The following is a 12,864-nucleotide window of genomic DNA, read 5'->3' as shown; positions in this document are numbered from 1 at the left end:
TTTTCAACGTCTAAATTTTTTTTCTTAAAAGGACAATAAAATGGCTAAGAAAGATTCCAAGAAGAAGGTCGTCCTCGCCTATAGCGGTGGTCTCGATACCTCTATCATCATCCCCTGGCTCAAGGAAAACTATGACTGCGAAGTGATCGCTTTCGCTGCTGACCTCGGTCAGAACGATTTCCCGGATGCTAAGGCTCTGGAACAGAAGGCTCTCGCAACTGGCGCTTCCAAGTGCTACGTCCTGGACCTCAAGAAGGAATTCCTCGAAGACTACGTATGGCCCACCGTCCGTGCTGGTGCCAAGTACGAAAACACCTACCTCCTGGGTACTTCTTTCGCTCGCCCCCTCATCGCCAAGTATCAGGTGAAGATCGCTCAGAAGGAAGGCGCATACGCTGTTTCCCATGGTGCAACCGGTAAGGGTAACGACCAGGTCCGTTTCGAACTGACCTACGCCGCTCTCGATCCGACCCTCGAAATCATCGCTCCGTGGAAGGACTCCAAGTGGAACATCCACAGCCGTGAAGACGCTATTGACTACGCTGCCGCCCGCAAGATTCCTCTGAACGGCATCAGCAAGAAGAAGATCTACTCCGAAGACGGCAACCTGTGGCACCTCTCTCACGAAGGTGGCATCCTGGAAGAACCGGACAAGGAACACAAGTACGATATGCTCAAGCATACCGCTACCTACGAAAAGGCTCCCAACAAGCCGGCTCACGTGACCATCGGCTTCGACAAGGGTACTCCGGTTTCCGTCAACGGCAAGAAGATGGACGCAGTTGAACTCCTCGAAACTCTGAACAAGATCGGTGGCGAAAACGCTTGCGGTCTCCTGGACATCGTTGAAAACCGCCTCGTCGGCCTCAAGAGCCGCGGCGTTTACGAAACTCCGGGTGGCACCCTCCTGTACAAGGCACACGAATGCCTGCAGCAGCTGGTTCTCGACAAGGAAACCTTGTTCGAAGCTCAGAAGATGTCTATGACCTATGCAAACCTGGTTTACAATGGTCAGTGGTTCACTCCGCTCCGCCAGTGCATGGACGCCTTCTATGACGAAGTCAACAAGGTTGTTACCGGTGAAGTTACCCTCAAGCTTTACAAGGGCAACATCATTCCGGCTGGCATGAAGAGCCCCTACAGCCTGTACGACATGAACCTCGGTGGCTTCTCTGATGTCGAAATGTACGACCAGAAGGACGCTACTGGCTTCATCCGTTGCTTCGGCCTCCCGCTGAAGACTCGCGCTCTCCTCCTCAAGAACAAGACCAACGTCAAGTTCGGTAAGGAAGTGAAGCTCCCGAATAAGTAGTAGCAAAGGGAACCCCATGGTTCCCTCTAGACTCCTTCCTAGAATCTTTCTAGAAAAAATCCCTCGGTGAATAGCCGAGGGATTTTTTGTTTTGGAGAGAAACTGAAAATTTTTATTTTTGGTCCTATGGAATTTTTTGACTATTACGAGAAGTTGTTTGGGAATCGCTGGCCGGCTTTGCTGGAGTCCTTGAAGGGCGAGGGCAGGGCTATGGAACTTAGGTTTGGCGATGGCCTTGAGCCGTACTACCTAGACGAGGCTTCTGTCTATGCGGCACGTGCGCTTAACGTGCGGCCTGGTGATGACGTGCTGGATATGTGTGCCGCTCCGGGTGGCAAGACTCTCGTGATTGCATCTATGCTGAAGGGGGAGGGTTCTTTACAAAGTAACGACCGCTCTCCGGATCGTAGACTTCGCTTGCAGCGCGTGGTGGAGCAGACTTTGCCCGAGGCCTGGCGTTCCATTATCAAGATTTCTGGTTATGATGGAATGAAGTTTGGCCTGCACAAGAAGGAGTCCTACGACAAGATTCTGCTGGATGCGCCTTGTTCTTCTGACAGGCATGTGCTGAACTCTCCGGAACATTTGAAAGTTTGGTCGGCGAAGCGTGTTAAGCGTTTGTCTGTAGAACAGGGGGCTCTGTTGGCTTCTGCGGTAGATGCCCTGCGACCGGGCGGAACGATTGTGTACGGCACTTGCGCCCTTTCTCCCATGGAAAACGATGACGTGGTCAAGAAGATCCTCAAGAAGCGTCCTTCTATGCAGCCTGCAGAAATTGAAGAGGTTTTGCCAGGCGCGGACCGTACGGAGTTCGGTGTGCATATTTTGCCCGACACATCAGACGGAAGAGGCCCGATTTACTGCGCTAAATTGGTCAAGTCTCTTTAAAGTTTGCTTTTTTTATCTAGAATATTCCCTTTTTCTTACAATTATGGGTTTTTGGCTTTTGCCAAAGGCCCTTTTTTATTTATTTTTCTTTACATGTTGAAACGTATTTTAACTTCTTTGGTTGTTTGGGCTGCGGCTACAATGGCCTTTGCCCAGGATGAAATGTCCTCTCAGGATGTGTGGCAGGAATCCCCCAGTGTGGAGGCTTCCGATGCCATGGCTGGTTTGGAGGCGGTTGCCTCTCAGTCTCAAGGTCAAACGTCTACAGATGAAGCCGGTACGACCGCAGAAACTCCTGCCGAGGCTCCTGCGTCTGCCGAATCAGCCGCTCCTGCTCCTGCGGCTGTTCCCGCTGCGGTTGTTGCACCTGCCGCTCCGGTTGCTCCCGTAAAGAAGACTCGCGAAGTCCCGGTCCGCTACTGGGTCAATGGTGACTCTACAGAACTGGACGCCATCTTCGTGAAGATCGAAAAGGATACGGTCTACCTGAAGAAGCCCAACGAAAAACAGCAGAAGCGCATCGAAAAATTGGATGATGCCGCCGCCGTAGCCCTCCAGGAAAGCAATGGCCAGGAGGTGGAAGAAATCGAAGAAGATGAAGAAGTCGTCATTCCCAAGAAGGAAAACGAAATCATCATGACCGACGCGGTGAAGGACTCCATGTCTGCCCAGGCCGAAGAGAAACCTGCAGAAGAGGTTCCCGCCGACGATGGTGTAGGTGACGACCTTGAAACCGCACTTGCCAAGGAAGATCAGCGCCAGAAAATGGAAGAAATCGCCAAGGTGGAAGAAGAAATCCGCCAGCGCGAAATCCAGGACAGTATCGAAGCCGAAGCCAAGAATCCCTTTATCAAGATTTACCGCTATGAACTGAAGCGCCTCTACAACCTGGAAGATGAGGTCATGATCGACCTGTCCCTTTCTGATTACGTGGTGCCCGAAATTGTTATCGAAGAAGAAAAGATTGAACTTTATCCTCCCGGAAAGGCCAACCTCCTTGTGGTGTCTGAACCGGAAGCCTGCTCCCTGTTCGTAAATGGAATCCCCCTGAAGCAGGTGGCTCCCGATACCATCAAGAATATCAAGCCGGGCAAGTACACCATCTCTGTCATGAAGGTCCTGAAGGACGTAGAATGGTGGGGCTCTACCGTGGTGCGCATCAATGCGGATAGCCTGAACAAGGTGAGCATTCCTGTGCTTCGCCCCACGACCCGCCTGACCTTGAACACGGATCCGGAAGCGGTGGAAGTGTACATCAACGAACAGCCCACCGAGTACGTGATGCCTCATTACGTGACCGACGTGGTGGTCAACGAGATTAAGCCCCAACCCTCCGCAACGGTTTACCTGAGAAAGGTGGGCTACCGCGATACTTCCGTGACCATCGAAGTGAAGGCCTTTATGCCTAACTTGGTCAACGTGGAAATGACTCCGGTGCTGGATGTGGAATTCATCGAAAGCCAGAAGAACTACGACAAGGCTCGCAGCAACCATCGCATTGGCCGTGGCCTTCTGTGGGGCTCCATCGCTCCCATTATTGCCGGTGGTGTTTTGTGGTACCTGGCCGAACGTGACTGGAGCGACGCTGCTGCCAAGAAGAAGGCTTACACCAAGCTCTCTGCATTTGATAGTGACGATACCCGCCAGATGGTCAAGGACAACCATAGTCTGAATCGTTCTGGTGACGTCAAGGGCGGTATTGCTGCCGGTCTTGGTGCTATCGGTATTGGTTTGTTGACTGCCGGTATTATTCTCGCGTTCTAGGTTCGTGTGAAGACTCTAAAGTTGATTTTCTTTTTGTGCATGGCCTGGGTTGTCCCAGGCTTTTGCCATCCCCACGTTTTTGTGGATGCGACAGTCAAGGTTCTTTTTGACAAGGATGGATTTACCTCGGTCAGGAACCGCTGGGTGTACGATGAACTTTATAGTACCGCCATGATGTCGTCTGGCGATGTTGATGGCGATGGTGTAATTTCTCCCAAGGAAAATGAGTGGTTCAAGAGTATTATCCTGGATCCTCTTGAAGGGAATAACTACTACAACTACGTTCAGCGCGGTTCTGATTTCTTGAAGGCTAAGCAGGTCAAGAACTTCAAGGCTTCTTTGCAGAATCGCCGACTGGTCCTTGACTTTGACGTGTATTTTGGTTGCCCTGCCACCAATGATTACTCCATGCTTGTAGTTGTTGTTGCCGACGTTACCAATTACATCTTGATGACCACAGATATGGAAAGTGCCGACGTTGAGGCTCCTGATTCCATAGACGTGGAGTTTTTTAACGACGGCGTTAGCGACTTGACCTTGTTCAAGGCTTTTCATTCGGGTATAGAAGGCTTATACCTGAGATATAAGAAAAAGTAGCGAAAGACTGTTGCGGGGTGAATGTGCAGAATCTCCTGAAAGTTTTAATGGTGCTAGTGCTCTCCTTGGCTATTGGGGCGTCCGCCGCTGTCAAGAAGAAACGCTTTGATGTTAGTGAAGATGGTTCTTCTAAACCTGTTGCGACGCAGGTAGAAACTTCAACAGTCCCTGACAGTGCGGTCAATACAACTTCAGAGGAACCTCTGAAATCTGCGCCCACTCAGGGGGCCTCTTTTCATGCCGCTTTGGCTCAGGTGCAGAAGGATCTGCGCGAAAAAGTAACGGCGAAAATTGTGGCCATGAAATCTGGGGACTGGTCTTGTATCTGGAAGTTCCTTCTGCTGTGCTTTGTCTATGGCATGCTCCATGCCTTGGGCCCGGGCCATGGCAAGTCTATTGTCATCGGATTCTTCTTGGCTCGTCGCGGACGTTGGCGTCAGGGAGTTGCTCTGGGTGCGGGTATTACTTTTACTCATACGCTGAGCGCTGTTGTACTACTCTTTATTTTGTATGCAATTTTCAAGGCCACGGTATTCCCTGTTTTCGAAAATGGTCGCGGTGGTATCGAAATGGCTAGCTATGCATTGCTCATGATTACGGGCTTGCTGCTTGCTGTGCTTGGCGTTGTGGATTTTGTCAAGGGACGTCGCCGTAAATGTGAAGGCCAGGAAAATGTGTTGCCGCCTTTCGCCCGCTGGAAAGAAATTATCGGCATTGCTGCAGTAACGGGAATTGTGCCTTGCCCGGCTGTGGCCCTGATTGTTCTATTCTGCCTGCTGAATTCCATGGTGGGGCTTGCCTTGCTTGGTGCGGTTCTCGTTTGCATCGGCATGACTTGTACCAATGTTCTTTTTGGTATTGGGGCAGTAGCCTTTAGAAAGGGAATCGACAAAACTTCAAGGGCATCTCGCTTTGCCTCTAGCATTTACTGCTTTACTTCGATGGTAGGCGGGGCGGTAATTTTTGTTTCGGGCTTGTTGCTTTTTTCCAATTTCTTTGCTGGTAGGGTTTAGGGGTTTGACCTGATTTTCGCAAATTTTTAACTTTGCGATAATATGAGATTTTGTTTTTTGTTATGTTTGGCTCTTTTTGTAGCCATTGCTTCCGCCGAAGAAAAGAAAGGTGGAATCCTAGAAGGCTTGTATCCTGTAGAAAAAGGTGAAGCCATTGCTGCAGGAAATTTTTATGGCGGTACATCCCTTTCATTGATCCAGGCCAATACCGATGATGATGTGCTGAACATTATGATCGGCGATGTATACGAGGCTTATGGCTACACTTTTACGGTTGAAGCGTTCGGTGGCTACTTCGTCAAGGACGCTATGGCCATCGGTATGCGTGCCGGTTATTCCAGAACCTGGTTTGATATTGACTTCGCCCTGCTAGAAGATGTTTTGGATCTGTCTGAACATCGGAAGTATGTGAGCAACGGATTCTTTATCCAGCCGCTATTGAAAAACTACCTGAAGATTCTTGATTCCAGAAACGTCTACTTCTTCAATGAAACCTCCATTTCGGTTGAATATTCCTACGGCATATCCCAGACCGATGATGGGGAAGACATGAAGAAATCCCGCAACCGTTCCTGGTCTATTGCGGCAGGTATCAATCCCGGTATTTGCATCATGGTGCTGAACCGATTCGCCTTTGAAACTTCTGTGGGCTTGCTGGGCCTGAATTCCAGCGTCATTGAAGTTGAAGAAAATGGCGAAACTAAAAGTCAGCTTGTGTACAATGTAGTGAACTTTACCATTAACCTATTGGCCCTGGACTTCTCTCTGGTCATGTTCTTCTAGGAGATTGCAATGAACTGGATGAATAAGACTGCTTTTTTGTTCGCGGCTGTGGCCTTGTGCCTGTGGGGCTGTGGCGAATCGGGAACTTCCGCCGAAGTTGAAAAGGTTGATGAAGGCCCTCTCTTTTCAAACTGCAAGGATGCAAGCCTGAATGTCAAGAAACATGAAATTGATGTTCCCTGCCCAAAGGATTCCCTGAAGGTTTCGTCTCTGTCTTCTTTGGGTGGCGCTAAATACTACCTGGCTTTGGACCAGGACCTGGTGGATCCTGAAATAGATTGGGATAGTCCGCTGAAGTCAGGCGCATACTTGATAACAAGAGAAGGTGAATTCGCAAATATTGTAGTCCTTGATGAAAAGAACCGCGTTGTTGACGTCTGGAAGGTCAAATCTCCCGAGGTAAAATCCAGCAGTTCTAAAAAGGTTAGCAGTTCCAGTAGTGTAAAATCCAGTAGTTCTGCCAAGAGCGAGTCTTCCAGTTCTGTAAAGGATGCAGAATCCAGTTCTAGCGAAGAAGTTTCTAGTAGCTCTGAAGAAATTTCTTCCAGCTCCGAAGAAATTCTGTCTAGTAGTGCCGAAGAACCGCAGCTCCCGGGTTCCGATTTTACCAAGTACGACGCTTCTTTCTGGGGAACTACCAGCGATGTCATGGCTGAAGCAACTTCCGCCGGCGGTATCAAGTTCCAGTCTTCGGCTAATCTTGAATTTGCCAGTGGTCGTGCAACCTTGACCACCCGCGAGATTGTCGGTTCATTTCTAAGCGTTCCCGGCTCCTGGAAAATTGCAGGCGGGTTCTACTTTGCTGGCTCCTTTAAGGCCAATGATATCGTCCAGCTTTACCAGTGGAATTACACTTCGGGAACACCGGATGCCGGTTATGAATCGGATATTTCTCAGGGGATGACATTTGGTCGCCCGTTTACGGCACGCCCGGTTTCCTTTGAGGTGAAATATTCCTACGAACATGTTTCCAATACAAGTACGGAATATCCTCAGAAGTCCTTGATGTATGTGATGCTGGTTAGCGCCGACAAGAAGGTTGTGGCCTGCGGTATGCATTCCGATTCCGAATCCGTAAGCGATAAAACCGTCGTTGTCGAATTGTCCTATGGCGCTGATCCCGATGGATTGTTGCAGGGTGGTTTTGCCATGGCTGAAGGTTTGACTTTGGGCGAGGGAACCGAAGAAGTTGCTTCTATCCATGTGATGTTTGCTTCTTCTGCCTATGCCCATGTGGTGGCTGGCGGTGCTGCTGGAACTGGCAAAAAACAGCGTGGCGGAAAAGAAGCTAAGCTGATCCTCGATAACTTTAAGCTGAATTACTAAGAGGTGGTATCATGAAAGGTCTGATTTCACTCCTTGCGTTCTTAACCGTTTTAATGTCTTTTGTAGCCTGCACTGCCGACTACGATTCCTTTGGAACATCGGGCTACAAGACTCTTAACGAACTGACCTTTGAAGGTCAAGATGGTTCCGTGTCGGTCTATGCCGACGAACATAAGATCAAGGTGAAACTTGTCGCTCCCGAAGAAGGTGAATCCTGGGACTCCGTGGCGGTGGATGTTCTGGATATCAGTTCCATGGCGACATTGCACTTGGTCAATAGCAAGTTCAAGGAATTTCCGTCGGATTCCGCCGGATTGGATTCTCTGGCTCACGAAGTTTCTTATTCCAGCGAACGTCTGCGCTCTGGCGACAAAATCCGCATTCCCTCTAGCCTTGCGGTTTATGTGGCTGTGGTGGCCGAAAATGGGGACGCCTCCATTTGGCAGATTAGCTTTACCATTCCTGGCGTAGAAGCCGTTGCTGATGACAAGGGCAAATCTTCTTCTAGTTCGGCCAAGTCTTCCAGCAGTGCCAAGTCTGATGATAAGTCTGACGACAAGCAGGATGAAGTGAAGTCCAGCAGTTCCAAGGCTCAGGATTCTGGCGAAAATCTCGGCTCCGCCGAAGAATTCCCTGAATCGAAACCGGATGCACCGCGAATTCTGTCTATGAAGATTGGCGGGAACGAGGCGATCATTGATAGCTCCGTCAGCGACGGCAAGGTCTCCTTCAGAATCCACTATGATGATTTGGACTACGCCTCGGGATTGTCTAGCGTTAAAATTAGCGATATTACCTTGTCTGAAGGAGCCGAAATTTCTGGAGTAGAAAATGACGGCGAATACAACCTGGCCCAGGGGGTGATTGCTACAGTCTCCAACGGCAAGACCGAACAGGAATACCGAATTGTTGCTGGCTATCAGTTCCCCAATAGTTCTTTTGATTCCTGGAACAAGTATGTTGCATCTGACTGGTCTAATGGAAACACCTCCGGCTTCAACATGACTTCTCCTTTGGTTGTGGCTGGTGGAAAGGCTGCCAAGATGGAGTCCATGGATGCGAAGATTCTTGGCATTGGACAGTTTGCCAGCGGAAATATCTTTACAGGCTACTTTAATCCTAAGGGCGTTGGCGCAACGAGCATGTTGAGCAAATATCCCGACGGAAATGAACTGATTGATTTCGGTAGGCCTTTTGAAGGTCGTCCGCAGTATGTAGAAGTAGACTTTACCTATGAAGGCAAGGGCGACAGCTGCGACATTTACTTCTTCCTGGAAAATCGTACTGCCACTGCAAATGAGGGAAAGAATCAGTACCGCACCTCTAGCGATGTAAATACGTTGGTGGCTTCTGCCTGGTACCGTTCTGCCTCAGATGACAATTCTGGCCGCCCCAATCCCGATGTGGTTTCCATCGTTGAAAAGGAAAACGGTTTTAAGACCTTGCGCTTGAAGTTTAAGTATGGCGAACCTTATGAAGATTCTCCTATCCATAATTCCAACACTTTTAAGGATGACCTGGAAAATTCCAGCGGCATTGATAACCATCTGAATGGCTATGACGGCGATATGGCTGTGACCCACCTCAGGGCGGTCATGGCATCTAGCGCTAACGGCAATTATTACAAGGGAAAGGTGGGAGCTACACTTGTTGTAGACGAGATACGTTTCTATTATTACTAACGTTTTTAAGAGGACGAAATGAAAAAGACTTTCTTGGCTTTGGTTATGTTGGGTGCTCTTGTTTCTGCAAGCTTTGCCCAGGTAGTGGACGATCCCTCCAAGTATACTTCCGGTGCTCCCGCTCCTGCGACTCCTAATGTGACGATCAATCATGTTGCTAGCAGTGAACCCATTTTTGCCATTTCTGTGCATCCGGTGTCCCTGATTTTTTACCCCCTCTTCAAGGATTATCTGCCACTGATGCTAACCTTGGAAGGTAACATCAATTCCAATGCATCCATTATCACTCGCCCTTACTTCAAAACCAAGAGCTGGGATGGCGAAGACGAAAATCGCAAGAAGATTGATTTTGATGTGAATGTCTTTGGTATTTCTGAAGGTTTCCGCTATTACTTCAACCGCGGCCATCTGGGAATGTACACGGCTATTCATGCCATTTATGAATACGCAAAGGTGGAACGCGACTACGAAGACAAGAGGAGCAAGGACGTTAAGGAAACCGGAAATAGCCTGGGTCTTGCCATGTATGTGGGTAATAAGACCATTTGGGGCCATTTTACCTCTTCCTTTGATATCGGTGCCACCTATACCAACACTTATTTGAGCAAAAAGTACCGCGATGACCTGGAAGAAGTATCTTCTGTGGGCGTAGATTTTGATGTAAATTACACAATTGGGTTTACTTTCTAGTTATATATCCTCAAATTAGGCTGATTTTATTATCTTTACAGATGTAAATTGGAGATTGTCATGGCTGCTTTAGCTCTTACTGCAGAAAATTTTGATGAAGTGATCAGTTCTGGTCAGTTGGTGTTCGTTGATTTTTGGGCTACCTGGTGCCGCCCCTGCATGATGATGGGCCCTATTGTTGATGAACTGGCTGCCGAATATGACGGCAAGGCTATCATCGCAAAGATTAACGTAGATGATGCCGGCGTGAACGACATTTGCGCTCGTTTTGGCATTACTAACATCCCCAACATGAAGCTGTTCAAGAACGGCGTCGAAGTGGGCAACGTTGTTGGCGCAGTGCCTAAGAACACCGTCAAGGCTGTTATCGACCGTAACCTCTAATAGCGATTCTTATACAGATTTTCAAAAAATCCGCCTTTTGAAGGGTGGATTTTTTTTTATCGAAAGCGCAGGATGCAATCGCGCCGGAGTTGCCTGACTTTAGCTCGCAACTGGCTGCTCACCGCTCACTGCCCATGCCTCATTCCTCGTACCTTTTTCTACATTTGCGTCATGCTCACAAAACGTTTGATTGTCTGTTTGGATGTCCGTGACCGTAAGGTGACGAAGGGTGTTAAGTTCAAGGGTAATATCGATATCGGTGATCCGGTGGAGATGGGTGCCCGCTATAGTGACGAAGGCGTCGATGAACTGGTGTTCTACGATATTACCGCCAGCGCCGAAAACCGCCCCTGCGACATGGAAATGATCCGTCAGATTGCAAAGCGCGTATTTATCCCCTTTGCTGTAGGTGGCGGTATCCGCAATCTGGAAGACATGCATCAGGCATTGCTGGCCGGTGCCGAAAAGGTGAGTGTTAACAGCTTGGCTGTCCTCCATCCCGAAATCATTGCAGAAGGTGCAAAGGCCTTTGGCCGCCAGTGCATCGTGCTGGGTATGGATGCGAAGTTTGTGGGTGTTTCTGAAAAGTTCCCCAGCGGTTATGAAGTGTACATTCGTGGCGGCCGTCAGCCTATGGGTCTCGATGCCGTAGAATGGGCCAAGAAGGCTGAAGAGCTGGGCGTTGGCGAAATTTGCCTGAATGCTATTGATACCGACGGTGTCAAGCAGGGCTACGAACTGAACATTACCGACCAGGTGGCCAAGGCTGTCCAGGTTCCCGTGATTGCCAGCGGTGGTGCCGGTACTCCCGACCATATTGTGGACCTGTTCAATAAGACCAGCGCCGATGCCGCCTTGGTGGCTTCCATGGTTCATTTTGGCGACTACACTGTGCCGGGCATCAAGGATGCCATGCGCAAGGGTGGCGTTCCCGTTCGCAACAAGTAATTTTTGACGCGGCACCTCTAGGGGTTGTCGCGTTTTTTTTGAGGTTTTATGAATCCGTCTGTAGCTGTTAAGATTTTTGAGGCTGGCCGAAGCGCCGGTGCAGACTTTGTAGAAATTTTTGAAGAAGAAACTCGAAGCTCTAGCCTGGGACTTAAGGACAGTAAGATTGAAACGGCTACGGCAGGTACAGATTACGGTATCGGCATCCGTTTGCTGTATGGTACCGAAGTCCTCTATGGTTTTACCAGCGACGATTCCGAAGAAGCCTTGGTGAACTTGGTAAAGACCTTGGCTTTTGGTCGCATTGCCGCCATGAATGGTGGTGAAGGTTCTGCTGCAAAGCCTTTTGAATTTGCTCCTGCAAAGCGCGTCTGCGATTACAACGCCGCCGCCTTCCAGGATCCTCGAGTTTTGGGCCAGGCTGTCAAACAGGATTTTCTGTTCCGTGCCGACAAGACTGCCCGCGGCATTTCCGACAAGATTGTTCAGGTGACCGTTGGCGTAACTGATGACTGCACCCACATTAATTTGTTGAACAGCGAAGGTCTGAATGTGGAAATGGACCGCAGCCACCTGCGCTTGAGCGTAAGCGTCACTGCAGCTGACGGTTCTGAACGTTTGACTTCTGCCGAGCGTCCGGGCGCCATTGGCGGTTATGAACTGTTGGCCAATTACTCTCCCGAAGAAATGGCCAACTCCGCTGGCGAACGAGTGCTTCGCATGTTGACTGCCGGCTACATTCCCGGCGGCCAGATGCCTGTAGTCATGGGCAACGGCTTTGGCGGTGTAATCTTCCACGAAGCTTGCGGCCATCCGCTGGAAACGGAATCGGTACGACGCAACGCCAGCCCCTTCTGCGGAAAGTTGGGAACGGCTATTGGTCAGCCCTGCCTTACCGCCATTGACGACGGCACCTTGGATGGTGTCTGGGGTAGCCTGAAAATTGACGACGAAGGCACTCCCGCACAGCGCACCACCCTCATCGAAAACGGTATTCTCAAAACCTACATGTCTGACCGTGTGGGTGCTAAGGAAGTGGGCATCGGACTTACCGGAAGTGCTCGCCGCGAAAGCTACAAGTACGCTCCCGTTAGCCGTATGCGCAATACCTTTATTGCTCCGGGCAAGGATTCCCTGGACGATATGATTTCTAGTGTGGATTATGGTCTGTATGCCGCCCGTATGGCTGGCGGTTCCGTAAACCCGGCCACCGGTGAATTCAACTTCGCTGTTGACGAAGGCTACATCATTCGCGATGGCAAGATTTGCGAACCGGTCCGTGGCGCGGCCCTTATTGGCAAGGGGCACGAAATTATGCCTAAGATCAGCATGGTGGGTTCTGACTTGGAATTGGCTGCCGGTGTCTGCGGCGCAAGTTCCGGCCATATCCCCGTAACCGTCGGTCAACCGTCCATCAAGGTGGACCAGATCCTGGTTGGCGGAAGGTGATTTTATCTTCTGTTAGAAAATAAAAGAG

12 protein-coding genes are annotated in these 12,864 nt (G+C 49.7%); all 12 read left to right on the top strand.

Annotated elements, in window-relative coordinates; translation table 11 throughout:
* Nucleotides 1-40 precede the first annotated feature (40 nt).
* The 12 genes from BUB73_RS03930 to BUB73_RS03875 all read left to right on the top strand — a co-directional run bounded on the left by BUB73_RS03930 (nt 41) and on the right by BUB73_RS03875 (nt 12,836).
* Nucleotides 41-1,312 (top strand): argininosuccinate synthase, encoded by a 1,272-nt coding sequence (locus BUB73_RS03930; RefSeq protein WP_073156974.1) that lies wholly within the window; start codon nt 41-43, stop codon nt 1,310-1,312.
* 126 nt (nt 1,313-1,438) lie between these two features.
* A complete protein-coding gene (locus BUB73_RS03925; protein WP_073156971.1) occupies nt 1,439-2,200 on the top strand; it encodes an RsmB/NOP family class I SAM-dependent RNA methyltransferase in 762 nt (253 codons plus the stop codon).
* Nucleotides 2,201-2,341: 141 nt separating this feature from the next.
* Nucleotides 2,342-3,964 (top strand): hypothetical protein, encoded by a 1,623-nt coding sequence (locus BUB73_RS17170; protein ID WP_175547631.1) that lies wholly within the window; start codon nt 2,342-2,344, stop codon nt 3,962-3,964.
* 6 nt (nt 3,965-3,970) lie between these two features.
* Nucleotides 3,971-4,561, top strand: a complete 591-nt coding sequence (locus tag BUB73_RS03915) for a DUF1007 family protein (RefSeq protein ID WP_139258196.1) — start codon at nt 3,971-3,973, stop codon at nt 4,559-4,561.
* Between the two features lie 23 nt (nt 4,562-4,584).
* The gene (locus tag BUB73_RS03910; RefSeq protein WP_139259107.1) at nt 4,585-5,574 is read left to right on the top strand and encodes a nickel/cobalt transporter; all 990 of its coding nucleotides are present in this window, start codon (nt 4,585-4,587) and stop codon (nt 5,572-5,574) included.
* A gap of 66 nt (nt 5,575-5,640) precedes the next feature.
* Nucleotides 5,641-6,357, top strand: a complete 717-nt coding sequence (locus BUB73_RS03905; protein WP_073156960.1) for a hypothetical protein — start codon at nt 5,641-5,643, stop codon at nt 6,355-6,357.
* A gap of 9 nt (nt 6,358-6,366) precedes the next feature.
* On the top strand, nt 6,367-7,683 hold the full coding sequence (locus BUB73_RS03900) for a PCMD domain-containing protein (protein WP_073283762.1): 1,317 nt from the start codon (nt 6,367-6,369) through the stop codon (nt 7,681-7,683).
* Between the two features lie 11 nt (nt 7,684-7,694).
* Complete coding sequence (locus BUB73_RS03895) at nt 7,695-9,365, top strand: PCMD domain-containing protein (protein ID WP_083539632.1); 1,671 nt, start codon at nt 7,695-7,697, stop codon at nt 9,363-9,365.
* An 18-nt stretch (nt 9,366-9,383) separates the two neighbouring features.
* Nucleotides 9,384-10,055, top strand: coding sequence for a DUF3575 domain-containing protein (locus tag BUB73_RS03890; RefSeq protein WP_073283757.1), 672 nt, complete (start codon nt 9,384-9,386; stop codon nt 10,053-10,055).
* A 60-nt stretch (nt 10,056-10,115) separates the two neighbouring features.
* Nucleotides 10,116-10,439 carry a thioredoxin gene (gene trxA, locus BUB73_RS03885; RefSeq protein ID WP_073156948.1) on the top strand — a complete coding sequence of 108 codons (324 nt, stop codon included), beginning with the start codon at nt 10,116-10,118 and terminating at the stop codon, nt 10,437-10,439.
* 171 nt (nt 10,440-10,610) lie between these two features.
* Nucleotides 10,611-11,387 (top strand): imidazole glycerol phosphate synthase subunit HisF, encoded by a 777-nt coding sequence (gene hisF, locus BUB73_RS03880; protein WP_073157388.1) that lies wholly within the window; start codon nt 10,611-10,613, stop codon nt 11,385-11,387.
* Nucleotides 11,388-11,435: 48 nt separating this feature from the next.
* Nucleotides 11,436-12,836 (top strand): TldD/PmbA family protein, encoded by a 1,401-nt coding sequence (locus tag BUB73_RS03875; protein WP_073156945.1) that lies wholly within the window; start codon nt 11,436-11,438, stop codon nt 12,834-12,836.
* Nucleotides 12,837-12,864: the final 28 nt, after the last annotated feature.

It is taken from the genome of Fibrobacter sp. UWH6 (assembly GCF_900142465.1).
In the GTDB taxonomy this organism is placed as follows: domain Bacteria; phylum Fibrobacterota; class Fibrobacteria; order Fibrobacterales; family Fibrobacteraceae; genus Fibrobacter.
This window is presented reverse-complemented; position numbering and strand designations above follow the sequence as displayed.